Origin of the sequence: Nocardia sp. JW2 (assembly GCF_051843015.1) — a bacterium.
Lineage (GTDB): Bacteria > Actinomycetota > Actinomycetes > Mycobacteriales > Mycobacteriaceae > Nocardia > Nocardia coubleae.
The window spans coordinates 1-26,707 of sequence record NZ_JBPXLK010000039.1 but is presented as its reverse complement, the minus strand read 5'-3'; the positions used below and the strand labels follow the sequence as shown (position 1 = coordinate 26,707).

The following is a 26,707-nucleotide window of genomic DNA, read 5'->3' as shown; positions in this document are numbered from 1 at the left end:
TATGGGTATCGGCGACTTCATCAATGATCTCGGTGACTCCATCGAAGAGGGTCTCGAGTCCGCGACCGAAAAGGTCGGTCAGGCCTACAATTCTGCGTTGGACACGTGGTCGGGCGCGGCGAAAGCTGTTGGTGCGGACGGGTTGTCGGAGTGGCTCGACGACGCGGGCGACAAGATCGTCGACGCCACCGGTGGCGCGTTGCCGGAGAAGGAGCTCGGCGAAACCACCGATCCGAAAGAGCTGATCCGCGGTGAGCCGGCCAAGATCCGAGAGGTTGCCGAACAACTCGGTCAGATCGGTACGGCGATAGACCAAACCGGTGACGCTCTCCGAAAGATCGATGTCTCCGACTGGACCGGTGACGCATCCACGGCATTCCACGAGGAATTCGCCAAGCAGCCGAAGCTGTGGTGGGACGGCGCAGATGCGATGGGCAAGGCCAAGGGCGCCCTGGATGCCTGGGTGCACGAGGTCGAGGCCGCGCAAACCAAGGCCGCCGAGGCGATCGCGAAATGGCAAGCCGCCGACAACGAGGAACGCGATCGGAAAAACGAGTGGAACGCCAAGTCCGACGACGACCGCGAGGGTAAAAGCCTGACCGATACGTGGACCGCGATGCGCGACGAGGCACGTTCCATTCTCAACGGTGCTCGTACACAACGGGATAATGCGGCGAACACGGCCGTCACGGCAATTATCGCCGCCACCGAGACCGCGCCGGAAGAGCCGCCTTTCCTGTCTCGTTGGGGAAGCAATTTCGAAGACCTCGGCGCGATGATGGAGCACGCTCAGGCAAATATCACGACCGGACTGCTGACCTCGCTGACCGGCCTGGTGCAATTCGTGCGGTCGATCAATCCGTTGGATCTGTACAACGCGACGCACCCCGCCGAGTACATGTCGAAGATGTCGGACATGAGCACGGGGATGATCCTCGCGGCCGCAGACCCGAAAGCGACTGCCTCGGCAATGCTCGCCGGGTTCAAGGCGAATCCGACCGAGGCGTTGGGAGCTCTCACCGGTGATGCCCTGACGACCCTCGCGACGGGTGGCGCCGGCGGCGCCGCGAAGCTGACTGCCAGCACCGTGAACCGGGTCACCGATGTGGCTGATGCGGGCAACACCGCCCGCAATGTCCTCGACAACGCCGCCGGGGCAGGCGGGCGAAACGCACCCGAGGCGCCGTCCGCACCTGCCCAGTCGGTTGCCGATCCCCCGGACAATCCCTCCGCACCGGCAACGAACCCCGCGGCCACTGTCGGCGATCCACCGGCAGCCAACCCGCCCGCCACGCCCGAAGCTCCCGCCGCGAACCCGGCAGGCACCTCTCCGGACGCGCCACCGACCAACCCAGCCGCGCAAGCGGGCGACCCGGCCCCCACCAACCCCGACGGGCAATCGGGCGAGCCTGCTGTGGTGAACCCCGCTGACAACCCGTCGACCCTCACCGGCGATTCCACACCCGACAACAATGGCCCCGAGAGCGGGAAGCCGGAATCCCCGGCCTCGGCGTCACCGGACAACGATTCCTCCGAAAACGGGGCATCGAACACAAACACCACCGACGAATCCCTTTCGGGAAAACCAACTCCCGATTCCGAGGGTTCGGCGCCGGACCCCGAATCCGCGCCCGCCGCGTCACCGGACGGCGATTCCACGCCCACCAACGGCGACGCGACCGACCAGGACGGTGACAGGGCACCGGAGGCCAACCGCCCCGGTCACCCCGACGGCGACTCATCCGGAGACACAGACCCGGGTAGTCACAGCGACACAACAGACCAGCAGAACAACAACACCGATCCGAGAGTTCGTTCAGACCAGGACAATGGCGGTGCCGGTGAGACCAGCGCGGGTAACACCGCGCAAGAGGACGGACCGGCCAGCAATAGTACCGACGAACAAACGCCCAAGGTCGGAGACCCGGTCAACCCCGCGACCGGCGAATTCCTACTCCCACTTACCGACCTCGATCTGCCCGGCGTCCTTCGGTTGGTGTTGAAACGCGCCCACCATTCCAACTACCGCTTCGGCCGCTGGTTCGGCCCTTCTTGGTCGGCCACCTTGGACATGCGGGTGGTCGTCGAAGAGGATTGCGTCACGGTCGTATTCGAAGACGGCATGTTGTTGCCTTACCCGCATGCCGAGGTCGGTGTCGGTGTCGAACCGATCACCGGTGGTCAACGCTGGAAACTCACTCGCACCGAAGCCGGTGGCTATCGGTTGTGGGATCCGGATCGGGAACTGGTGTGGCATTTCGCTCCCGAGCCCGTGCTCGGCGGCATCGATACGCTCCTCGGCAATTTCGCGATCTCCGCGATCACCGACCGTCACCACAACCGAGTCAGATTCCACTACAACAGTAATGGAGACCCGACCGAGGTCACCTCCTCCGGTGGCTACCGAGTACTTCTGGATACAGCCAACGGTCGCATCAACTCGATCACCGTGGCGGGCGAAGTCGACGGGATCGAAACTTTCACCCGTGTACGCGAATTCGGCTATGACAACGGTGAACTGACCGCGGAAACCAACGGAGTCGGCGGAACCATCCGCTACACCTACGACGAACACCACCGCATGCTGTCGTGGACGGACTCCAACGGCAGCTGGGTCGTCAACATCTACGACGACGCAGGCCGCGTCATCACCCAGCGCGGCGCCGACGGTGTGTTCAACGCGGATTACGAATACCTCGAACTCGGTGACGGCACGGGTCGTCTCACCCGGCTCACCGACTCACGTGGAGGCGTCACAGGCTACGGATTCGACAACGACCTACGCCTGCGCGACTTCCGCGCTGCCGACGGCGGCCGTCGTCATATCGACTACAACACCGCCCGAAAACCGCTGAAGGTCACTGAACCCGACGGTGCGATCACCCGCTACGAATACAACTCTGACGGTGACGTAGCAAAGATCATCCGCCCGGACGGCACCGATATCACCGTCGAGTACGCCTATGCCAACCGTCCCACCGCCATCTCCCAGCCAGACGGCACAACCGTGCATCGAGAGTGGGACAAAGCAGGCAACCTCGTCGCCATCATCGATGCCGCCGGCGCCCGCACCGAATACAAACACCATCCCTGCGGGGCGGTCAGTGAAGTACGCGACCCGGACGGTGCCGTCACCCGTATCGACGTCGACACGGCAGGTCTGCCGGTCACCATTACCGATCCCTACGGCGCGACTACCGAAATCCGCCGCGACCCCTTCGGCCGTCCCGTCGAGGTCACCGACCCGCTGGGTCAGACGACCCACTACGAGTGGACGCCCTCAGGTCGCCCCGCCCGGCGGATCGACCCCGACGGCTTCGCCGAAACCTGGACCTACGACGGCGAGAACAATCTCCTCACCCACACCGACCGCAACGGCGGCGTCACTCGCTACACCTACGGCGGCTTCGACAAAGTCTCCACCCGCACCGACCCCGACGGCTCGACCACACGCTACCTCTACAACACCGAACGCCAGCTCATCGCCGTCATCAACCCGCTCGGCCAACGCTGGACCTACGAATACGACCTCGCGGGCCGGCTGATCGCCGAAACCGACTACACCGGCGCCACCACCACATACACCCACACCATCACCGGTCGCGTCGCGACGGTCACGCCCGCCACCGGCGTCACCCGCCACCACCGCTACGACATCCTCGGCAACCTGACGTCTATCACCGCCGACACCGGCGAATTCCTCTCCTACACCCACGACCCCGCGGGCCGCGTCCTCACCGCCGTCAACGGCACCGACGAAACCATTACGCACACACTGCGATTCACCTACACCCCGACCGGCCAAGTCGCCACCCAACAACTCGACGACCAACCGCCCCTGGTCAACGACTACGACCATCGCGGCCGCCGCATCCGCCGCACCACTCCCACCGGCTCCGTCACCACCTGGCGCCACAACACCCTCGGCCAGGTCACCGCCCTCCACGCGGACGACACCGAGATCTCGTTCAACCACGACCCCGCAGGCCGCCTCACCGGCTGGCGCGTCGGTGAAGTCCAAATCGACCGAACCTTCACACCCACCGGCAACATCGCCACCCAACAAGTCACCGGCTTCCCCGCCGAAGAATTCACCCTCGACCTCGGCGACTTCGGCCCTTCGACCGCAAATCGCCCCGCCCCCTTCACCATCCGCCGCGACGACTACACCTACCGCCCCGACGGCTACCTCACCCACCACACCACCACCCGCCCCGACACACCTCCCACCCACGCCACCTACACCCTCGACCCCATCGGCCGAGTCAACACCATCACCCGCAACAACACCCTCACCGAAGCCTACGAATACGACCCCCTCTCCAACATCACCGCCAGCCTCCCCACCCCTTCCCCCGCCCCCGCCGAACCAGCCGCCCCCCAGCGAATGGAAGGCCGCGAATACCACAACAACCTCCTCGTCCGAGACGGCCGCAACCACTACTACTACGACCCCGCCGGCCGCCTAATCCGCAAAGTAACCACCCGAATTTCCCGAAAACCCGCCGTCTGGCACTACCGCTACAACGCCTTCGACCAGTTGACCGATGTGTACACACCGCTAGGTCAATGGTGGCGGTATTCGTACGACCCTGCTGGCCGCAGAGTGCGAAAATACCGAACTAACGCCGAGCAAAAGGCCACTGATGTTTGGGAGTTTGTATGGGATGGTCTTCTACTTATCAGTCAGTCGACTACCAGCAGTGCGACATCCTGGTACCACCTACCGAACTCTCCGTTACTAATTGGACAGAATTGCGACAGAGAAGGTTTTCAGGCCGTTATCTGTGCACATAACGGTGCACCAGTTGAACTCCTGGATCACGACTCCGCTTCCACCACATTCGAAGCAATGACGGACCTCTGGGGAGTGCACTATTCGGCTGGAGAATCCAGGCCTTGGCATGGTTTCGCCGGACAGTATCTCGATGTCGAGACTGGCTTATATCAGAATCTATATCGCTACTACGATCCAGAAGTAGCCAGGTTCATCTGCGGAGACCCCATCGGGCTTGCACCCGATGCCAACAATTACGCCTATCCCAAAAATCCCCTCCGATGGGTAGATCCTCTCGGACTTTCACCAGACTATGACCCCGCGACGCCCCGACCCGGAGAGGCTGTGGTGCACTTGGACACAGAGAACAAGCACGCACTTATATCCGTAATGGATACGGATGGCACCCTGTTGCGGACCGATCAGTGGGGCGGAGTGAACAACCCCGACAACGGAGTGGGCACATTTGACATCGATAGCCTGGGAAATTCGATACACCTAAGGTTCGAATTAGATCGTCCGGGAGGAGCAATGGCTTACGTTGAAACGATGCTTTCGAGAAGTTTTAGCAATGGGACCTACCCGCCTTATAATTTGGACTCTCAGAGCTGTGTGACCTACTGCGCTAACGTCCTCCGAGCCGGAGGCCTGCCCATACCCGATGGGTTGAACACATTGAAATTGACTGAGTGGTTCTGGGCCAATTCCAAATAGATTCTTCCAAGCCCCTCCCTCAATGCTATCGTAGTGGAAGCGAGCCGTAATATGCCATCTAATCCCGACCCGCACGTCGAGAACGGTGCCGACATCGAAGGTACCGTAATTTCGGTCACAGAAATGAAGGTGACTATTGAACTTACAGGAGGAAAAATCGGTGAGATTCGTGCTCCCTATCTCGATTTCTCCAAATATCGCCCTGGGCAATCCGTCCAGGTTAAGATACTGGGATTCAGAGATGCAATCGGCCGATATGACCTGATGCCTTCGAATGGCGTGTCATTGGTTGACCTTCAGGCGACAATCGAGAATGCCAAGGCAGTTGCTAGGGTGTTGATTGATGAAGGAGTTCCATTTTCTCAATTCATCACAGATATTTCAGAACATTCACCGCTTCCGGTGAATGTTCGTTTCCTACGACTTCTATTGACCGGTACCTCACCATTCGACATCTGGACTATCGGGGCATTGACCGCAGGTTTCGAAAACGAAGATAAGATCGAGGGCGCGGTGGTTGCGGTAATCGAAAAGCGATGGTACTCAATACTTGCACCATCGAACGACTAACCCGAAGATAGTCACCGGAGAGACGCGAGTTATCAGCAGCTTCCGCATGCGGCGATACCCTTCCACCCGAGGCCACCGACGTGGCACATTCCCAGGCAGTGGAGATGACTTCGTCGCCTGATTTGTCAGGCCCTCTGTACGTTCCGTCAAACCTCACTCTGTGTGCAGCCAGATATCACTCCCCGATGGCGGTTGCTGACGGGTTGGTTGCGTCGCGGAGGATGCGGAGGGCGGTGACCAGGTCGTCGAGTTGGGTGGGGGTTAGTACGTCGATGAGCCAGGTGTCGAGGGCTGACAGGTAGTCGGGGAGGACTTCTTCGAGGCGGTGGAGGCCGGTGGGGGTGAGGGATGCGTAGGCGATGCGGCGGTCGGTGGGGTCTAGTTGGCGTTCGACGAGGTCGGATTTTGTCAGGCGGTCGACCAGGCGGGTGACTCCGCTGGTGGAGAGTTCGGTTTGGGCTGCCAGGTCGGACATGCGTAGGCGGCGGTTGGGGGATCGGCTCAGGCGGAGCAGCGCGTTGAGGTCGAGGCCGGACAGGCCGTGGGCGTGCCAGGTGGGTTCGAGCTTTGCGATGAGTCCGCTGTGTGCCTCGAAGAGGAGGCCGGAGATGGTCAGCCTGGGGTCGTCGAACAGTTCGGACATGTGAAACACCCTAGTCGATGTTTGCCGTGGGGATTATTGACATGAGGAATATCTCCGAGTAGACCTATGCGTACGCAATATTCCGCGCAGCAAATATCGGAGTGGTCATGCAGAACAACTGGGTCGCCGGGTTCCGGAACGGTGTCATCAGCCCCGATGAGCAGATCAAGCTCGCCGAATCACGCGAGTTCACGGACGAGACGGTGCGCCATGTCCTCCACATGGCCGGCGGTGGTACGGCGGTGAGGGTGCGGCTGACCAACCGGTACCGGGCGACGCCCCTGCGCATCGGCGCCGCTCGGGTGGCGCTGCGCAAGGCCGGCTCGGCGATCGACTCCGATGCCGATCATGAGATTCGCTTCGGTGGTGAGCCGGGCGCGGTCATCGAGCCGGGTGCGGATCTCGTGAGCGATCCCATCGACCTGCCGGTTGCCGCCGGCCAAGACCTATTGCTCAGCCTGTACCTGCCTGAATCGACGGGGTTGGCGACGTTTGCCCATCAGCCGGGCGAGATCTCCTATCTCGTCACCGGCGACCGGACCGCTGATGTGGAACTCCCTGATGCGCAGGAAGTCCCGTTCCGGTTCTTCGTCACCGGCGTGGACGTTCTCGACGCCACCCCGCCGCCGATCGCGGTGGCGTTCGGCGACTCCTGGTTCGAAGGGGTCGGCACTACAGTGAGCGCCAATCGGCGTTCCGTCGATGTCCTCAACGACCGACTCACTCATGGATGGGTGGTCAACAACGGCATCGCGGGCAACCGGCTGACCGCCGAGGAGATCGGTGAATCCGGTGTCTCACGTTTCGATTCCGATGCCATCGAGGTTCCCGGCGTTACCGACATCCTGGTGAATTTCGGCATCAACGACCTGATTCTCGGTGCGATGGGCGGGCAGCCCTCGGCGACCGCCGACGAACTGATCGCCGGTTTCACCGATCTCGCGAACCGCGCACACGCCGCGGGCCTACGCATCCACGTCGCGACCATCGGTCCCTACGCCGGCTGCGTCTATCCCGGCATGCCGCTCGTGGAGACACAGCCCACCCGTCACGCGGTCAACGAATGGCTGCGCCGGACAGGCATTTTCGACTCCGTCTTCGATGTGGACCGTGCGGTGGCCGACCCCGCGCGCCCCGACTTCATCCGCCCCGAATTCGACAGCGGCGACGGTATGCACCTCAACGATGCGGGCGCTGCGGCGATGGCCCTCACGGTCGACCTTGCCGCCCTCTTCGGCGCGGATTAGGCCCGCTCACCGGCATGTCAGGGTTATGGCCAGGTCCGGCGGATGCCATGCGCTGTCACGGCGTAGGCCGCTGGGCCACCGCGCTCGACGGCACGATGGATGACTGATCGAGCACTGTGCACCCGCTCGATCATGGCGCTGATCGTCAGTTGCTGGTTGTCCAGGTAGAGCATCACCGCAGCGTGCTTTTCGAGCGGGGCGCGCTCAACCGCGCGACCTTTGATTCTTCCGTCCTTGCAGAGCGGAACCCAGGCCCGAGTCAGGCCGAACTCGATCCAGGTCTCGTCCGTCGTCTCCTGAGCATCATTGGGGAAGTGGTCGACGATCCGGTGGATGTGCCACCCGAGTTCGATCAGACCTGCGGCAACCCCTTTACCGAGTCCCCGATCCAGGAAGAATTCAGGCGGCTGCTGGTAGTTCGGCTCGGACAATGGATTGGACTTCTTGTTCGTCGAGCTCGTATTCCCCCGCGACGACATTGATTGGCTCTCCGGCCTTGAAGAGGTCGATGATTGCGCTGACCGGGACTTTTGTCCGTTCGAGAACCGGGCCACCCCAGTTGAACTGTGGATCGATTACCACGGGCGCGGCCGCGGGAAAGCGCGGTAGATGCAGGCGGGTGGCGTACCCAGCCTCGCCCCAGTCGATGTAGCGCAGATAGTCGCTGATGAACTCGCGCACCGGTATCTGCCGATCGTGCACGCGGGCGAATTCGCCGTCGATGTACTCGACGAAAAGGTCGATACCGTCGGTGGCGATCCGCTTACTCGCCAGGGCGTACTCGGTGTCGAACTCTGCTCGCAGCGCCGCCACCGCAGCCTGGATCCGAGGCGTGCTGAAACGCAATTCGGTCCGTAGTGCCCGCAGCACGTAGGCCTCGACCATCGCTATGAACGGCACGCTGGCTCGACCACGTCGTTCAGGCTGCACCCGGTGAACCAGGGGGTGGCCATCGGCGTCCTTCGAGAGCCACGAGTACACGGTGCTCCTGGGGATCACGAGCTGGCGCGCCACATCAGCCGGGGTGAACAGCGCATCGGTGAACACATCGACCATCGGCACACCTCCTCGACCTCATCTGAGTATGTCACTACGACGATTGATAGCAGATGAGCTGCCGACACGCTCAGACCAGCGCGCCGACCGACGGTGAGGACACACCGTGGTCATCGGACAGGCGGCGCGGTCAGCAATGTCTTCCCAGATGCGTGCCCTTCGGCGAAAAGGCTGATCGCGGCCGCGGCCTCCGATAGAGGTAGGTGGCGCTGAATCACGGGGCGCAGGGATCCGGTGGTCGCTAGTTCGGCAAGGTACTGCAGGTCCGCAGTCGCGGGGCGCATGAGGAGTGGTTTGAGGGTTTGGGAGGTGAAGAGGTTGGTGAGGAGGACTGAGCCCAACCAGCGGATAGGGCCGAACCAGTTGCCCCCGGGGGCGCCTGCGGAGGAGATGAAGACTCCTTCGGGGGTGAGGGCGCGGCGGTGGTCGCGGAGTTTTCGGTTGCCTGCCAGGTCGAAGATGATGTCATAGGTTTCGCCGCGGGCAGCGAAATCGGTTGTGGTGTAGTCGATGACGGTGTCGGCGCCGATTTCGCGGACCATGTCGAGGTGGCGGGTGCTGCATACGGCAGTGACGTGGGCGCCGAGGGCTTTCGCTATCTGCACTGCGAAGGTTCCCACCCCGCCCGATGCGCCGTTGACGAGCACTCGGTGCCCGGGCGCGAGCTTGCCGATGTCTCGTAAGCCCTGGAGGGCGGTCATTCCCGAATCCGGCATGGCAGCGACTGTTTCCATGTCCAGGCCATCGGGCACGAGGGCAAACCATTTCACGTCGGCGCGGACGAACTCGGCAAACGCCCCGCTGGGTACTTCACCGAACACCCGGTCTCCGACCTGGAATTCACTGACCTCGGCACCGACAGCAACAACCTCGCCGGCGAGATTCTGGCCGATCATTCGATTCTTCGGCCTGCGCAATCCGAAGCCCAAACGGAGCAAATACGGTGTGCCACTGAGCAAATGCAGGTCGCCACTACACAGCGAGGCCGCCAGCACCCGGACAACCAGCTCCCCCTCACCAGGCACTGGTCGAGGCACGATTTCCGTGCGCAGAACTTCCCCACCGCCGTAGCGCGGTGCCACCCATGCCGTCATCCGGTCGGCATCCACATCGGTCATGAGCGGCCCCTCCTTCGCACTTACAGCGTAAGTCGCTGACCTCAGACGCTACGCTTACGGCGTAAGTAGGTCAAGGAGGAAAACATGCCGCCACGTACCCCGCTGAGCAGGGAACGAATCCTGCGGGCGGCGATCGCCCTGGCCGATGCGGAGAGCCTCGACGCGTTGTCGATGCGCAAGCTCGCCAAGGCGCTCGGTGTCGAAGCCATGTCGCTGTACAACCATGTCGCCCATAAGGAGGACATCCTCGACGGGCTCATCGACCTGGTGGTCGAGGAGATCTACGTGCCCGAGGCGGGTAGTGACTGGCAGGAAGAGCTACGCCGTCGGGCGGTTTCGGCCCATGAGGTCCTGCTCCGGCACCGATGGGCCACCGGCCTGCTGGGCTCCCGGGTGAATGTCGGCCCCGCGATGCTGCGCTATGTCGAAGCGACCCTGGCCTGCCTGATCGCCGCGGGCTTCACCTACGAACAAGCCGACCGCGCTTGGAACGCCCTCGACAGCCACATCTACGGATTCACGCTCCAAGCCATCAATTTCCCCCTCGATCCCTCCGAATACGCTTCGTCCGCAGAGGAATTCCTTCCGCTCATCCCCACCGAAACGCATCCACACATGCACACTCTGGCCTCGCTCGTCATCGACGGAAAGCATTCGGGTACAGCTGATTTCACCTTCGGTTTGAATCTGCTTCTCGAAGGGCTCGCCGGCCTGCTCCGTCGCTGACGACCCCGATCCACCCCGACGATCGCCGGAGCGGATCGCCGAATTCACTGTGTAGCAGCGGGCTTCCAGATTCTGCTACGCAGATCCATGCCACGAATGACCTGCACCCGCCACGGCGTCAACCGCAGCACATGCAACCGCGGATCACTCGGTGAGTGCCAGAAGGCACCGAGGTTGTAACCGGCGACGCGTGGGCTCGTCTTGCGATACAGGCGCCACACATGAGCTTTCACGTCCACGTCGTCGACCCATTCGGCGTGCGCGTCGACCGCGACGGAGTTGTTCCTCGGCTCCCAGTACGAAAAGCTGGTGTACGGGTTGCCCGCGATATGAGCCGCCTTGACTCGGGTCTTGAAGGTAGCCAGCCAGCCGAGCGGTTGCCCGTCGACCACCTCCCAGACGGGAATGAGCACCCGGGTCCGTGGCCGGTTCTTCGCGTCGACGGTGACCATGGTCGCCGAGACGATGGCGCCCACGTAGGCGTTGAATTCCTCCTCGATCGCGGCGAAGGAGTCCACTGTGATCGTCATGCCGTCACCCGCACCGGCGAGCGAAGCCCGAAGACCATGACCAGCGCACCGAGACCCCGCAGCATCCCCCACACGCGACCGCTCATGCGGTCGCTGTCGGCTTCTGACAGAACCATTTTCATCCGTTCCTCGACACATGGCCACCCTTGGACGGGTGGCACGAATCAAGCTTCGACCAGCGGTGATGCCGGGAACAACGGTAAAGTTCTAACGCGTCGGTTAGGCAGACCAACCGATCATGGAGCACCAGCCGCCGGGGTCTCGCTCACACCGATCGGCAGGCGTCCGTGGCATCGCTCGCGCGGGCCACCGACGCCGCACGCGGTATCGGCGGGACCCTGGCAGTCGGGTTCTCCAGTCCCCTGGCCGGCGAGGCGATCCTGCGGATCGCGGACGCGTTTCGCACCGACCATCCCGACTGCGAGGTGGTGGTCTGTGAGGTTCAGCTGTCGGATCGCTACGGCCCGTTACGCGCAGGCGACCTCGATCTGGCTCTCATCGAATTCCCGGTGGACGAACCGGATCTCGTCTCCGGGCCCGCGATCTTCTTCGACCAGCGGGTCCTCGCCGTGTCGGCCGGACATCGGCTTGCCGACCGCGACGCGGTGAGCGTCGAGGATCTGAAAGGCGAAACCAGCATCACGATCGCTGGTCTGCCGCAGTACTTCCTACCCAGACCGCCGTCGCGACCTCGAAAACCGTGCGCTGACGCCACTTCGAGCAAGATCATCACGCTCTGGTGGCGGCCGCCTCTCGGCAAACGCCGCCACCGGAGCGTGGTGATCAAGTGTCTACTCGGCGATGATCACCGTCACCTCGCCGTCGGCGGCGTCGGTCGCCTCGCCTGCCACCACGAACCAGTGGGTGACCTCGCCGTCGGCCAGGTCGTCTTCGACCGAGCCGGCGGGCAGGACCGACAGGGCGCCCGCGGTGGCCGAGACCAGGAATTCCTGGACGGCGGCGGGGCCGGAGGCGTGGGTGGTGTAGGTGGTGCATTCGTAGTCGATGCCGTGTTCGTCGCGCAGGCGTTCGGCCAGGGCGACGGCGTCGGACTGGGTGAGCACCGTTGTGGTGTCGCCGGCGACCTGGACGAAGGCCGGGTGGTCTTCGGCCAGGGGGCGGATGCGGTCGGCGTAGGAGACGGGATGCGCTGCGGCTGCGGCGATCTCGGCTTCCACGTCGGGCAGGACCAGCCATTCGCCTGCCACCCCGGCGACCGGGGCCGCGCTGATGCCGAACGCCGCACCGGCGGCGGCCAGCTCGACTCCGGTCAGGTCGCCCGCGAACAGCACCGCGGCACCGGCCTTCTGCACCGCCCAGGCGGCGAGCACCGAATCCACACCACGCGGCAGCGACACGGCGACCACGTCGCCCGGACCGGCACCGCGCGCGATGAGCACGCGGGCCAGCTGCGAGGACTTGCGATCCAGTGCGCTGTAGGCGATCTCGCTGTCGCCGCGCAGCAGGGCTGGTGCCTGCGGGTCGGCTTCCACGACCTCGGCGAGCACCTTGGCCACCGTCTGCGCGCCGACACCGGTCACCGAAGCGGGCGCCGAACCGGCCGCTGTCACACCGGACTCGGCGAGCAGCTTGGCGCGTTCGGTGGCATCGAGGATGTCGATGTCACCGACCAGGCCGGTCGGGTTCTCGAGCAGTTCGTCGAGCACCCGCAGCAACCGGGCGGACAGGGTGCGGACTTCGTCCTCGGTGAAGGTGCTGCGCAGGTAGCGCATGGTGATCTCGATGGTCGACTCGGCCATCACCACCAGCGTGAGCGGGTAGTGGGTGGCGTCGTCGAGGCCGACACCGGTGACCTGCATGCCGTCGATCGAGCTCGCCGCGGTGACGGCGTCCTTGTCCATCGGGTAGGACTCGAACACCAGCAGCGTGTCGAACTGCGAACCGGCACCGGCCACCCGCTGGATGTCGGACAGGCCGACGAAGTGGTGGCTGAGCAGTTCGGCCTGCTCGGACTGCACCTTCTGGGTGAGCTTCTCCGCCGTCATCCGGTCGTCGATCTGGATGCGCACCGGCAGGGTGTTGATGAACAGGCCGACCATCGACTCCACGCCGGGCAGCTCGGCCGGGCGACCGGAGACGGTGGCGCCGAACACCACGTCGTCGCGGCCGGTGAGGCGCCCGACGACGATGCCCCACGCGGTCTGCAGCAGCGTGTTCACGGTGACACCGAGCTCGCCGGCGAACTTGCCGAGCGCCCGGGTGCGATCGTTGTCGATCTCGACGACGACCTTGTCGATCTCGAAGCGCTCCTCGGTGCGCGGCGGCGGCGCCAGCTGGGTGGGTCCTTCCACCCCGGCCAACGCGTCGGCCCAGGCCCGCAGCGACACTTCGCGATCCCAGCCCGAGAGCCAGGACAGGAAGTTGCGGTAGGACGCCACGCGCGGCAGGGCGGTGAGGTCGCCGTGCACCGCGTAGAGCACCAGCAGATCGCGCATGAGCAGCGGCATCGACCAGCCGTCGACCAGGATGTGGTGCACCGTGATCGACAGGTGCGCCTTGTCCTCGGCGGTCTTGAACAGACCGAAGCGGATCAGCGGCGCGGTCGCCATGTCGAACTGGTTGGCCCGGTCGGCGGCGAGCAGTTGCTGCATGCGCGGCATGCGCACGTCCTCGGGCAGCTCGGTCAGGTCGACCTCACGCCACGGCACATCGAGCTCGCCCAGCACCACCTGCACCGGCTGACCGGCCGAGTCGGTGACGAAGGCGGTCCGCAGGTTCGGGTAGCGGTCGAGCACGCCCTGGGCGGCCTTGCGCAGCCGCTCGGCGTCGAGGGTGCCGGTCAGGTCGAGCACGGCCTGCACGGTGTACACGTCGACGGTCGCCGAGCTGATCATGGCGTGGAACATCAGGCCCGCCTGCAGCGGCGAGAGCGGCCACACCTCCGACAGCGCGGGGTACTCGCGTTCCCACACATCGAGATCGGACTGTTCCACGCGCACCAGCGGCATGTCGGACGGGGTGAAACCACCCGCGTCGGACCGCTGCGCGTGCGTGGCGAGCGCGGTGAGCGCGGCCACGAACAGGTCGGCGAACTCCTGTGCCCGCTCGGCGGAGAGCAGTCCGGTCGGGAAGGCGATGTTCGCGCCGAGCTGCGGGCCCTCGTCGCCGTCGTCGACGATGGCGTTGATGTCCAGCGTCGCGTTGGCCGGCATGTCGAGGTCCATCTCGGCGTCGAGCTGACCGAGGTCGGCCACCGGGATCCAGCCGAGTTCGGCGAGTTCGGCGGGGATCTCGCCCGTGCTCGCCCGGCCGAGGTAGTTGAAGCTGATCTGGCCGACGCTCGGCAGATCCGCACCCTGCTCGGTGAGGTACTTGAGCATGCCGTAGCCGATGCCCTTGTCCGGCACCGCGAGCATCTGCTCCTTGACCGACTTGATCACGTCGCCGAGCACGGCGCCGCCGGCGAAGGCGTCGTCGAGGTCGGCGCCCGCCAGGTCCAGACGCACCGGGAAGGCGGTGGTGAACCAGCCGACGGTGCGCGACAGGTCGGCACCGGCGACGATCTCCTCCTGGCGGCCGTGGCCCTCCAGCTTGATCAACGCCGCGGTACCGGATTCGTCTCCGCGCCAACGGGATACAGCCAACGCCAAAGCGGTGAGCAGACCGTCGTTGACACCGCCGTGGTACAGGCCGGGGATCGCGGTGAGCACCGCGTCGGTGACCTCCGGCGACAGGGTGACCTGCACCCGGTCGACGGTGGCGAAGGTGTCGACCTTCGGGTCGAACGGACGCGAACCCAGCAGCGGGTCGGGCGTTGTGGACACCTCACGCCAGAACGGCAGTTCCGTGCGACGGTCGGCGGCCTGCTCGACCAGGCTGTGCGCCCAGCGCCGCATGGACGTGCCGTTGGCGGGCAGGTTCACCGGCTGACCGGCCGCGATCTGGCCCCAGGCCATGCCGAGGTCCGGGATCAGGATGCGCCAGGACACACCGTCGATCACGAAGTGGTGGCCGACGATGAGCAAGGCGTCGCGGCGGCGCGGGCTCTGTGTCGGCGCGCCGAAGGCGAACCACACGAACTGCACCATGGCGGCACCGGCCGGGTCGAGGCGACCCATGGCCTGGTGGTACTCGGCGCTGGCCAGGGCGGACAGTTCCTCGTCGGTGATGTCACCGGACACCTCGACGCGACGCACCAGGGCGCTCACATCTACCGCGCCGGGCGCCAACGCCTCGAACTCCCAACCGTTCTCGCTGTCACCCTGCTGCGCTCCCGAGAGCCCTGCGTGGTCACGCTCCGCTACCGCCTCCGGGCTCACCGCTCGCTCCGCGCGCGCGACCCGCGAGCGGAGCACATCGTGGTGGTCGAAGACCGCGCCGATGGTGGCGTGCAGGACGTCCTCGGTGATGCGTTCGGGCAGGCGGAGCACCATCGACTGGGAGAACCGGTCGTAGGTGGAACCGCTGCTGAGGATCTGGCGCATGATCGGCAGCATCGGGATGTCGCCGACACCGCCGCCGGGCAGTTCCTCGAGCACGATCTGCTCGGTGTCACCCGCCGGCACCGCGATCTCGGCCAGCCCGGCCACGCTGCGCTTCTCGAACACGTCGCGCGGCTTGAACAGCACGCCACGGTCCTTGGCCCGCGACACCAGCTGGATGGACAGGATCGAGTCACCGCCGAGGGCGAAGAACGAATCGTCCAGGCCCACCGCGTCGACACCGAGCACTTCGGCGAAGACGGCGGCGATGATCGCCTCGATATCGCTTGTCGGCGTGCGGAACTCGCGCGGGGCGAGGACCGGCTCGGGCAGGGCGCGACGGTCCAGCTTGCCCGCGGGGGTCAGCGGGATCTCGTCGAGCACCATCACCGAGGCGGGCACCATGTGCGCGGGCAGCTGCTGCGCCACGAACTCGACCAGGGCGGCGGGTTCGACGGCACGGCCGGGGACCGGGCGCACGTAGGACACCAGGATGGTGGCGCCCGCGTCGGTGGTGCGGCCGATGGTGGCCGCGAAATCGACGTCGTCGTGTGCGGTGAGCACGGCGTCGATCTCGCCCAGTTCGATGCGGAAGCCGCGGATCTTCACCTGGAAGTCGTTGCGGCCCACGTATTCCACGACGGGCTTGCCGTTGACGGTGCGCCAGGCGACCACGTCACCGGTGCGGTACAGGCGTGAGCCCGGTTCACCGTAGGGGTTGGCCACGAAGCGTTCGGCGGTCAGGCCGAGGCGCTCGTGGTAGCCGCGTGCCAGCGGCACGCCACCCAGGTACAGCTCACCGGACACACCTTCGGGGACCGGATGCAGGCGACTGTCGAGCACCAGCACGGTCGCGCCGGGGATCGGGCCACCGATGTTCATGGTGTCGCCGGGCAGCAGCGCGTCGGACAGGTTGGTCGCGATGGTCGCCTCGGTGGGGCCGTAGGCGTTGTAGAACCGGTGGTGCGCCGGGTCGGTGCCCGCGCTGTGCCAGTTCGCCACCAGGTCGACCGGTGCCTTGTCGCCACCGACGATCAGCGCCTCCAGCCCGGCCAGTGCCGACGGTTCCATCGACGCCGCCACCAGCGGGGTGAGGAACACGTGGGTCAGGCCCTGGCCGACGATGATCTCGGCCAGTTCCTCGCCACCGACCACGCCGACCGGCGTGATCACCAGGGTGCCCGCCGACCCGACGGCCAGCAGGAACTCGAGGATCGACGCGTCGAACGACGGCGAGGCGAACGCGAGGGTGCGCGCGTCCTTGCCGAGCCCGAACTGCGCCACCTCGGCGGCGGCGAAGTTGGCCACACCGGTGTGGGTGACGACGACGCCCTTGGGCAGACCCGTCGAACCCGAGGTGTAGATCATGTACGCCGTGTTGTCCGCGCGGACGGTTCCGCGACGGTCCGCGTCGGTGATCGGCTTGCCCGACTGCTCGGCGATCTCGGCCTGGAGCGCCGCGTCGTCGAGGACCAGCCAGTCACCCAGTGCGGGCGCGGGCAGGTGATCGGCTTCAGCGGACACCGTGATACCAAGGGCAGCACCCGAATCCGACATCATGTGCGCGATGCGCTCGGCCGGGTACTTCGGGTCGACCGGCAGGAACGCCGCACCCGACTTGACGACCGCCCAGATGGCGAGAGTGGTTTCCAGGGACCGCTGCATGGCGATGGCGACGACCGTCTCCGGTGCGGCGCCGCGCTCGATGAGCACCCGGGCCAGACGCGAGGACGCGGCGTCGAGCTCGGCGTAGGTCAGCGACCGAACATCGCCCGACTGCCCTGCCGAAAGCGCGCGGAGCAGGCCCGTGTCGACCGCCTCGCCGGGGGCGACGATGGCCTGACCGGTCGGGTTGGCCGCCACGGCCTGGGCCAGCAGCTCGGGCAGTGTGCTCGTGGCGAGCGCGGGGCCACCTGTGCGGGTGAGCAGTTCGGTGCGCTCGACCGTGTCGAGGAGTTCCAGATCGCCCACCGGCGTGGTGGTGTCGGCGACGACCTCGGCGAGCAGACGGCGGAAGCGCTGCGCGAACTTCTCCACCGTCGACTGATCGAAAAGATCACTGGCGTAGGAGAACTCGGCGTAGGCACCGGCCTCGTCGCCCGCTCCGGCCTCGCGGACGGTGAGCAGCAGGTCGAACTTGGCGGTGTCGACGTCGAAGTCGACCGCCGAGACCGAAAGACCGGGCAGTTCGAAGCCGGCGTCGGGCAGGTTCTCGAACGACAGCGCCACCTGGAACAGCGGGTGCCGCGCGGTGGAGCGCTCGGGGTTGAGCAGTTCGACCAGGCGCTCGAACGGGATGTCGGCGTGGGCGAAGGCGGCCAGGTCGGCCTCCTTGGCCTGGGCGAGCAGGTCGCCGAAGCTCTGCTGTCCGCCGACCTGCGTGCGCAGGGCGAGGGTGTTGACGAACATGCCGATCACGTCGTCGAGTTCGGCCTCGCCACGACCGGCGATCGGGGTGCCGATGACGATGTCCTCGGTGCCCGACAGGCGCGCCAGGAAGATCGCCAGCGCGGTGTGCACGACCATGAACAGCGTCGCGTTCTGCTCGCGGGCGATGGCGGTGAGCCCGGCGTGGACGTCACCGTCGATCGGGAACAGCACCCGGCCACCGGCGAAGGACTGCGTGCTCGGACGCGGCCGGTCCAGCGGCAGGTTCAGCTCGTCGGGCACACCGGCCAGCGCGCGCTTCCAGTACGCGGCCTGCTGGGAGAGCAGGCTGTTCTCGTCGGTCTCCGAGCCCAGCACCTCGCGCTGCCAGATGCTGAAGTCGGCGTACTGCACCGCCAGCGGCGCCCAGCCGGGCGCCTCGCCCGCCGCGCGGGCGGCGTAGGCGATCATCACATCGCGGGTCAGCGGGCCCATCGACCAGCCGTCGGCGCTGATGTGGTGGGCCACGAACACCAGGACGTACTCGGTGCTCGCGTCGGTACCGACCGGCGAGACGACCCGCATCAGCTTGGCGCGCAACGGAACTTCGTCGATCACGTCGAAGCCCGCGGTGATCAGTTCGGCGATCTTGTCCCGAACCTGGTCGGGCACAACATCTTCCGGCGTCAGATCCGGCACATTGCCCTCGACCGGCAGGATCACCTGGTGCGGTGTGCCGTTGGCCGACGGGTACACCGTGCGCAGGGTTTCGTGGCGAGCGAGCACGTCGGCCACGGCCAGCTGCAACGCCTCGACATCCAGCGCGCCCGACAGGCGGACGGCCACCGGGATGTTGTTCACCGAGGAACTGGTGTCGAACTGGTTCAGGAACCACATGCGCTGCTGAGCCAGCGACAGCGGCACCTGATCCGGTCGCGGTGCGGCGACCAGCGCGCGACGCCCACCGGCACCGGCACCCTGCTCGACCTTCACCGCGAGCCCGGCCACCGTCGACGCCTCGAACAGCAGGCGCACGGGCACCCGGCTGTCCAGGGCGGCGCCGAGGCGGGCCGCGACCTGGGTGGCCAGCAGCGAGTTGCCGCCGAGGGCGAAGAAGTCGTCGTCGGCACCGACCCGCTCGACGCCGAGGACGTCGGCGAACACGCCCGCCACGATCTCCTCGATCGGGGTGGACGGTGCGCGGAACGCCTGGGCCTCGAACTCCGGCTCCGGCAACGCCTTGCGGTCGAGCTTGCCGTTCACATTGAGCGGCAGCGCGTCGAGCACGACGAACGCGGCGGGCACCATGTACGACGGCAGGCTCGCGGCCAGCGTCGACTTCACCTGCGCCACATCCACATCCGCACCGACCAGGTACGCGACGAGACGGTCGCCGGTGCGCGGATCGGACTTGGCGATGACGGCCGCCTGCGCGATCTCCGGCAGCGCGAGCAGCGCGGCCTCGATCTCGCCGAGCTCGATGCGGAAGCCGCGGATCTTCACCTGGAAGTCGGTGCGGCCGCGGTAGTCGAGTTCGCCGTTGTGCCAGGCCACCAGGTCACCGGTGCGGTACATGCGGGTACCGGTACCGAACGGGTTGGCCACGAAGCGGTCGGCGGTCAGATCGGCGCGGCCGAAGTAGCCGCGCGCCAGCTGGGCGCCCGCGAGGTACAGCTCACCGGCGACACCGTCGGGCACCGGGCGCAGCCGCTCGTCGAGCACGTAGACCTGGCTGTTCCATTCGGGCGAACCGATGGACACCGAGCCCTGGTCGGCCGCGTTCACCCGGTGCGCGGTGATCGAGACCGCGGCCTCGGTGGGGCCGTACAGGTTGAACAGCTCGGTGCGCGGGAACGCGGTGCGGAACCGCTGGGCCAGCGAACCGGGCAGCGCCTCACCGATGGCGAGCACGCGCCACAGCGAATCCGGCATGCCGGCGGCCAGCAGCGCGTCCAGCATCGACGGCACCACGTGCAGCGTGGTGACCCACTCGCGGATCATCAGCTCGTTGAGGTAGGCCGGGTCGCGATGCCCGTCGGGCGACGCGATCACCAGGCGACCACCGCACACCGCCGCCGACCAGAACTCCCAGACCGAGAGGTCGAAGGTCGCCGCGGTCTTGAGCAGTACCGCGTCGGCGGCGTCCATGCCGAATTCGACCAGCTTCCACTGCAACTGGTTGGCGATGGCGCCGTGCGGCACCGCGACACCCTTCGGGCGACCGGTCGAACCGGACGTGAAGATCACGTACGCGGTGTTGTCCGGGCGCAGCGGCTCGGTGCGCTCGTCGTCGGAAACCGGTGCGGCGCTGAGGCTCTCCAGCGCGAGTTCGTCGATACGCACGACCGGTGCGGCATCGGTGGTGAACTCGTCGTTGGTGAGCACGCAGACCGGTGCCGCGGTGGTGAGGATGTAGTCGGTGCGCTCGGCCGCCTGATCGGGATCGACCGGCACGTAAGCGCCACCGGACTTGGCCACCGCGTACATCGCGACGATCAGGTCCACCGAGCGGCGCATGGCGAGCGCCACGCGTGCCTCCGGGCCGACACCGAGCGAGATCAGGTGGCGCGCAAGGCGGTTCACCTTCGCGTCGAGTTCGGCGTAGGTGAGCTGGTTGCCGTCGTCGGTGACCAGGGCGGTCGCCTTCGGGTCGGCGGCCACGGTGGCGTCGAGCAGCGAGACCAGGGTGGCCTCGGTGTCGACCGGGTTGGCCGTGTTGTTGCGGCCGTCGAGCAGTTCGGCGCGCTCGGCGGGGGCGAGCAGTTCGATATCGCCCACGGCGGTGCGCGGCGTGGTGACGATCGCGTCGAGCAGGCGCTCGAAGCGGCGCAGGAATCCCTCGACCGTGGCGCGGTCGAACAGATCGGTGGCGTAGGTGAGCAGACCCGAAATGCCTTCGGGCTCACCGGTTTCGTCGTAGACGTCGCTGATGATGAGGTGCAGGTCGAACTGCGACAGGTTGCTGTCGATGTCCAGGCCCGCGACCGTCAGGCCCGGCAGTTCCAGGGTGGCGCGGCTGAGGTTCTGGAACGACAGACCCACCTGGAACAGCGGGTGCCGCGCGGTGGAGCGCACCGGGTTGAGCACCTCGACGAGCCGCTCGAACGGCACGTCGGCGTTGGCGAAGGCGGCGATGTCGTCTTCGCGCTGGCGGGCCAGCAGGTCGGTGAAGGCCTCACCGCTGTCGACCTTGGTGCGGAACACCAGGGTGTTGACGAACATGCCGATCATGTCGTCGAGTACGGCCTCGCCACGACCCGCCATCGGGGTGCCGATGGCGATGTCGTCGGTGCCGGACAGGCGCGCGAGCAGCACCGCGAGGGCGGTGTGCACGACCATGAACAGCGTCGCGCCCTCCGCGCGGGCCAGTTCGACGAGCGCGCGGTGGGTCTCCGCGCTGATCCGCACGTCGACCTTGCTGCCCGCGAAGCTCTGCACGGCCGGACGCGGCCGGTCGGCGGGCAGGTCGAGCTGGTCGGGCAGCTCGGCGAGGGCCTGCTTCCAGTAGGCCACCTGCTTGCTGGCCATCGAGTCCGGATCGTCCTCGCTGCCGAGCAGCTCACGCTGCCAGATGCTGTAGTCCGCGTACTGCACGGGCAGCGGTGCCCAACCGGGTTCGGAGCCCGCGGCGCGGGCGGCGTAGGCGGTCATCAGGTCGCGGGTCAGCGGGGCGACCGACGAGCCGTCACCGGAGATGTGGTGCACGACCATGGCAAGCACGAAGTCGTCGCTGTTCTCGACCCGGAACAGGGCGACCTTCAGCGGCACCTCGACGGTGACATCGAAGATCGTCGACAGCAGCTCGCCGACAGCGGATTCCACCTCGTCGGCGGCGACGGTGCGCTCGAGCAGTTCCGGCGCGGCCTGCGCGGGCGACAGGATCACCTGTGCCGCACCGGCTTCGGTCTGCGGGTAGACCGTGCGCAGGATCTCGTGGCGGCTCACCAGGTCGAGGATCGCGGCGCGCAGCGCGGCCACGTCGAGCTCGCCGGACAGGCGGACCGCGACGGGCACGTTGTAGGCCGCCGACTGGGTGTCGAAGCGGTTGAGGAACCACATCCGCTGCTGGGCCAGCGAGAGCGGGATGTGCTCCGGACGCGGACCGGCCTTCAGCGCCTTGCGGTCACCGGTCTCGGCATGCTGCTCGATCCGATGGGCCAGCGCCGACACCGTGGACGCCTCGAACAGCAGGCGCACAGGGATGCGGGTGTCGAGAGCCTCGCCGAGGCGGGCGGCGACCTGCGTGGCCAGCAGCGAGTTACCGCCCCAGGCGAAGAAGTCGTCGTCGAGACCGAACCGCTTGTCGTCACCCAGGCGCAAGACCTCGGCGAAGGTGGCGGCCACGAGCTGTTCGCTCGGGCTCACCGGCGCGCGGAACACGGCCTTCTCGACCTCGGGCTCCGGCAGCGCCTTGCGGTCGAGCTTGCCGTTGGCGTTCAGCGGCAGGGCATCGAGCTGCAGGAACACGGTCGGAACCATGTAGGACGGCAGCTCGTCGGCCAGCGCGTTACGCAGCGCGACCTTGTCGATCTCGCCCGTGTCGGCCACGACGTAGGCGACGAGGCGATCGCCGACCACCGGATCGGTGTGGGCGAGCACGGCCGCCGCGGAGATGGTGGGCTGACGCAGCAGCGCCGCCTCGATCTCGCCGAGTTCGATACGGAAGCCGCGGATCTTCACCTGGAAGTCGGTGCGACCCCGGTAGTCGAGTTCGCCGTCGGCGTTCCACGCCACCAGGTCGCCGGTGCGGTACATACGTTCGCCGGTGGTGGAGAACGGGTCGGCGACGAAGCGGTCGGCGGTCAGATCCGCGCGACCGTAGTAGCCGCGCGCCAGCTGGGCACCGGCGAGGTACAGCTCGCCGGAGACACCGACCGGAACCGGGCGCAGCCGCGAATCCAGCACGTAGACACGGCTGTTCCACTCCGGGCCACCGATCGACACCGACACCTGGTCGGCATCGGTCACCGCGTGACTAGTGATCGAGACCGCGGCCTCGGTGGGGCCGTACAGGTTGAACAGCGCGGCCGTGTTGGCGGTGCGGAAGCGCTGCGCGGTCGCGGCGGGCAGCGCCTCACCGATCGCGAGCACCCGGCGCAGCGTGCGCGGCAGGGCGGCACCGGACTCGGTGAGCAGCGCGTCGAGCATCGAGGGCACCACGTGCAGGGTGGTGACGCCGGTGGACCGCATCAGGTCGTTGAGGTAGGCCGGGTCGCGGTGGCCGTCGGCGGTGGCGACCACCAGGCGGGCACCGGCGACGGCGGCGGTCCAGAACTCCCAGACCGACAGGTCGAAGGTGGCCGCGGTCTTGAGCAGCACCGCGTCGTCGGCACCGATGCCGAATTCGGCCGTCTCCCACAGCAACTGGTTGACGATCGCGCCGTGCGAGACCGCGACACCCTTGGGCTTACCGGTGGAGCCGGAGGTGAAGATGATGTACGCGGTGTTCGCGGGCACGAGCGAACGCCCGGTGATCGCCTCGGCGCTCACCGCGCTCAGGTCGAGGTCGTCCAGGACGACCACTTCGGCCGCCGCCGTGCTGAATTCGGCACTCGTCGTGGTCAGCACGACAGCCGGTGCGGCGGTTTCCAGGATGTAGTCGGTGCGCTCGGCGGGCTGATCGGGGTCGATCGGCACGTAGGCCGCGCCCGTGCGGGCCACCGCGTACATCGCGATGATCAGCTCGGCGGAGCGGCGGATGGCCAGGGCAACCCGGTCCTCGGCGCCGATCCCGCGCTCGATCAGGTACCGCGCGAGACGGTTGACCTCGGCATCGAGTTCGGCGTAGGTGAACTCGCGACGACACGAGACGATTCGGCCGGACGCGACAGCGGCGCGTGTGTCTGCGTCGTCGGACTCCGCCTCGTCGACGACCAACGCGATCGCGTTCGGAGTCGCCGCCACGGTGGCATCGAGCAGCGACACCAGGGTGGCGTCGGTGTCGACCGGGTGCGCGGTGTCGTTCCACGCGGTGACGATCCGCTCGGCCTCCGGCTCGGCGAGCAGGTCGATGTCGCCGACCGGGACGCTCGCGTCGGCGGTGACGGCGTCGAGCAACCGCACGAAGCGGTCGGCGAAGCTTTGCACCGTCGACTCGTCGAACAGGTCGATGGCGTAACCGAATTCGGTGACCAGCTGGGCCGGGGCGCCGTCGTCGGTGTAGCGGTCGTACAGGGTGACGTGCAGGTCGGTCTTGGCCAGCTGCGAGTCGTAGTCGACCGGGCTCACCGTGAGACCGGGGAGTTCGAAGGTGGTCTCGGCCAGGTTCTGGAACGACAGACCGATCTGGAACAGCGGGTTGCGCGCGGTGGAGCGCACCGGGTTGAGCACCTCGACGAGACGCTCGAACGGCACGTCGGCGTTGGCGAAGGCTTCCAGGTCGCGTTCGCGCACGTCGGCGAGCAGCTCGGCGAAGGAGGCGCCGGAGTCGACGGCGGTGCGGAACACCAGGGTGTTGACGAACATGCCGATCAGGTCGTCGAGTTCGCGCTCGCCACGACCCGCGATCGGGGTGCCGACGGCGATGTCGTCGGTGCCAGACAGACGCGCGAGCAGCACGGCGAGCGCGGCGTGTACGACCATGAACAACGAGGCGTTGTTGGCGCGGGCCAGGTTGTGCAGGGCGGCGTGCCGGTCGGGGTCGATCTCGAAGCGGATCGCCTTGCCCTGGAACGACTGCGCGGGCGGGCGCGGCCGGTCGGCGGGCAGTTCGAGCTGGTCGGGCAGGCCGGCCAGCGCCTCGGTCCAGTACGCGACCTGCTTGGCGGCCAGCGATTCCGGATCGGATTCGTCGCCGAGCACCTCGCGCTGCCACAGCGCGTAGTCGGCGTACTGCACCGGCAGCGGCGCCCACTGCGGCGCCTCGCCCTGGGCGCGGGCCACGTAGGCGGCCATGATGTCGCGCGCCAGCGGGCCCATGGAGGAACCGTCGGCGGACACGTGGTGCACGGTGAACGCGAGCACGTAGTCGGTCTCGCTCAGTTCGAACAGCGCGACCGCGAGCGGCACCTCCCGGGTGACATCGAAGGTCGTCATCGCGAATTCGACAACGGCGCCGAGCAATTCGGACTCGTCGACCTCGATGTGGTGCACCTGCGCGCTGATCTGCGAGTTCGGCAAAATCACCTGGCGCGGGCCGTCGGGCGAGGCCGGGTAGACGGTGCGCAGCATCTCGTGACGGGCGAACACGTCGCCGATGGCCTGCTCGAGCGCGGGCACGTCGAGGTCGCCGGTGAGGCGGACGGCGAGGGGGATGTTGTCCACCGCGGAGGTGGAGGTGTCGAACTGGTTGAGGAACCAGTACCGCTGCTGGGCAGGCGAGAGCGGGATGATCTCGGGCCGCTCCCCCGCCTTCAGGCGCGGGCGGGCACGGCCGGAACCGGCGTTGTGCTCGGCCCGGGCCGCCAGCGCCGACACGGTCGAGGCCTCGAACAGGTCGCGGACCGCGAGCTGGGTGTCGAGGGCGGCGCCGATGCGGGCGGTGACCTGGGTGGCCAGCAGCGAGTTGCCGCCGAGTTCGAAGAAGTCGTCGTCGGCACCCACGCGGGCCACCCCGAGCACGTCGCCGAAGGTGCCCGCCACGATCTCCTCGATCGGGGTCGAGGGCGCGCGGAACACCTTGGTCTCGAACACCGGCGCGGGCAGCGCCTTGCGGTCGAGCTTGCCGGAGGCGTTGAGCGGGAAGGCGTCCAGGATCACGAACGCCGTCGGCACCATGTACGCGGGCAGGGCGCTGCCGAGTTCGGCGCGCACCGCGTCGATGTCGACAGTGGAACCGGCCGACGGGATCAGGTAGCCGACGAGCTGGTCGCCGAGGCGTTCGTCGCCACGCACCACGACCACCGACTGGGCGATCGCGGGCAGTGCGGTGAGCGCGGACTCGATCTCGCCCAGCTCGATGCGCAGGCCGCGCAGCTTCACCTGGAAGTCGGTGCGGCCCAGGTACTCCAGCTCGCCCTGCTCGGTCCAGGTGACGAGGTCACCGGTGCGGTACATGCGGGCGCCGTCGGTGCCGAACGGGTCGGCGACGAAACGGTCGGCGGTGAGATCCGGGCGGTTCACGTAGCCACGTGCCAACTGCACACCGGCCAGGTACAGCTCACCCGCGACACCGACCGGGACCGGGTGCAGGCGCGAATCCAGGACGTACACCTGGGTGTTGAACACCGGCGCACCGATCGGCACCGAGGTGGTGTCGGCGTCGGTGACCTCGTGGAAGGTGACGTCGACGGCGGCCTCGGTCGGGCCGTACAGGTTGTGCACGGCCGCGCCGGTGAGGGCGCGCATCCGCTGGGCGGTCGGCGCGGGCAGCGCCTCACCGGAGGCGAAGACCAGGCGCAGGCTGTCGGCGCGGCCGTCGTCCTCGGCGAGTTCGGCCACGAACACCGACATCATCGACGGCACGAAGTGCGCGGTGGTGACGCTCTCGGCGGCGATGAGTTCGGCCAGGTAGGCCGGATCACGATGACCGTCGGGCTTGGCCACGACCAGGCGCGCGCCGATCTGCAAGGGCCAGAA

General features: G+C 66.8%; 10 protein-coding genes and 1 pseudogene. 5 read left to right on the top strand and 6 right to left on the bottom strand.

What is annotated here, in order from left to right:
* The first annotated feature begins 1 nt into the window (after nt 1).
* Together ACSVDM_RS29565 and ACSVDM_RS29560 are read left to right on the top strand one after the other, a co-directional pair.
* Nucleotides 2-5,491, top strand: coding sequence for a putative T7SS-secreted protein (locus ACSVDM_RS29565; protein WP_439269003.1), 5,490 nt, complete (start codon nt 2-4; stop codon nt 5,489-5,491).
* Nucleotides 5,492-5,524: 33 nt separating this feature from the next.
* Nucleotides 5,525-6,061, top strand: a complete 537-nt coding sequence (locus tag ACSVDM_RS29560) for a hypothetical protein (RefSeq protein ID WP_439269002.1) — start codon at nt 5,525-5,527, stop codon at nt 6,059-6,061.
* Nucleotides 6,062-6,236: 175 nt separating this feature from the next.
* Here the strand turns inward: ACSVDM_RS29560 and ACSVDM_RS29555 are convergent, their stop codons facing one another.
* Nucleotides 6,237-6,704 carry a MarR family winged helix-turn-helix transcriptional regulator gene (locus ACSVDM_RS29555; RefSeq protein ID WP_439269001.1) on the bottom strand — a complete coding sequence of 156 codons (468 nt, stop codon included), beginning with the start codon at nt 6,702-6,704 and terminating at the stop codon, nt 6,237-6,239.
* Nucleotides 6,705-6,811: 107 nt separating this feature from the next.
* Here ACSVDM_RS29555 and ACSVDM_RS29550 point away from each other — a divergent pair, with 107 nt between their 5' ends.
* Complete coding sequence (locus ACSVDM_RS29550) at nt 6,812-7,951, top strand: GDSL-type esterase/lipase family protein (RefSeq protein WP_439269000.1); 1,140 nt, start codon at nt 6,812-6,814, stop codon at nt 7,949-7,951.
* A 23-nt stretch (nt 7,952-7,974) separates the two neighbouring features.
* On the opposite strand, the gene ACSVDM_RS29545 is transcribed toward ACSVDM_RS29550, so the two are convergent.
* The 3 genes from ACSVDM_RS29545 to ACSVDM_RS29535 all read right to left on the bottom strand — a co-directional run bounded on the left by ACSVDM_RS29545 (nt 7,975) and on the right by ACSVDM_RS29535 (nt 10,125).
* Nucleotides 7,975-8,382, bottom strand: a complete 408-nt coding sequence (locus ACSVDM_RS29545) for a hypothetical protein (protein WP_439268999.1) — start codon at nt 8,380-8,382, stop codon at nt 7,975-7,977.
* Complete coding sequence (locus tag ACSVDM_RS29540) at nt 8,351-9,007, bottom strand: DUF433 domain-containing protein (RefSeq protein WP_439268998.1); 657 nt, start codon at nt 9,005-9,007, stop codon at nt 8,351-8,353. Before ACSVDM_RS29540 ends, ACSVDM_RS29545 begins: the two co-directional genes overlap by 32 nt.
* A gap of 110 nt (nt 9,008-9,117) precedes the next feature.
* Nucleotides 9,118-10,125 (bottom strand): NAD(P)-dependent alcohol dehydrogenase, encoded by a 1,008-nt coding sequence (locus ACSVDM_RS29535; RefSeq protein WP_439268997.1) that lies wholly within the window; start codon nt 10,123-10,125, stop codon nt 9,118-9,120.
* An 84-nt stretch (nt 10,126-10,209) separates the two neighbouring features.
* Between ACSVDM_RS29535 and ACSVDM_RS29530 the strand changes: the two genes are divergently transcribed.
* Nucleotides 10,210-10,851 (top strand): TetR/AcrR family transcriptional regulator C-terminal domain-containing protein, encoded by a 642-nt coding sequence (locus ACSVDM_RS29530; RefSeq protein WP_439268996.1) that lies wholly within the window; start codon nt 10,210-10,212, stop codon nt 10,849-10,851.
* A gap of 44 nt (nt 10,852-10,895) precedes the next feature.
* Here the strand turns inward: ACSVDM_RS29530 and ACSVDM_RS29525 are convergent, their stop codons facing one another.
* On the bottom strand, nt 10,896-11,381 hold the full coding sequence (locus ACSVDM_RS29525) for a pyridoxamine 5'-phosphate oxidase family protein (protein WP_439268995.1): 486 nt from the start codon (nt 11,379-11,381) through the stop codon (nt 10,896-10,898).
* Nucleotides 11,382-11,668: 287 nt separating this feature from the next.
* Here ACSVDM_RS29525 and ACSVDM_RS29520 point away from each other — a divergent pair.
* Nucleotides 11,669-12,013: pseudogene (locus ACSVDM_RS29520) on the top strand (LysR substrate-binding domain-containing protein); the annotation flags it as partial.
* A gap of 159 nt (nt 12,014-12,172) precedes the next feature.
* Here ACSVDM_RS29520 and ACSVDM_RS29515 read toward each other — a convergent pair.
* Nucleotides 12,173-26,707, bottom strand: a 14,535-nt coding sequence (locus tag ACSVDM_RS29515; RefSeq protein ID WP_439268994.1) for an amino acid adenylation domain-containing protein, incomplete at its 5' end; no start/stop codon positions are given.